At 56.8% G+C, this 220-nt stretch carries 1 pseudogene; it reads right to left on the reverse strand.

What is annotated here, in order from left to right:
- Positions 1-8 precede the first annotated feature (8 nt).
- A pseudogene (locus tag ORI27_RS32960) lies at positions 9-220 on the reverse strand (hypothetical protein); the annotation flags it as partial.

Below are 220 nucleotides of genomic sequence, written 5' to 3' on the forward strand. Positions count from 1 at the left end.
CTGGCTCTTCATGATTGACGGTGTAGTTGGGGTTTGAATCCGCCGGTTTCCAGTAGTGATCGGGCGATGTAGTTGGTGAGGTTGCGAAAGCCAAGGGCCGACCCGCGGAGGGGCCCTGCCCCCGTGTGTTGGACACGCTTAATCCCGCAAGATTGGCGGGGGAAGCGAGATGATCCACCACGATGGCAAGGAAAAATTATCCCGACGAGTTTAAACGGGA

The sequence above is a fragment of the Mycobacterium pinniadriaticum genome (assembly GCF_026242045.1).
GTDB classification, from domain to species: domain Bacteria; phylum Actinomycetota; class Actinomycetes; order Mycobacteriales; family Mycobacteriaceae; genus Mycobacterium; species Mycobacterium pinniadriaticum.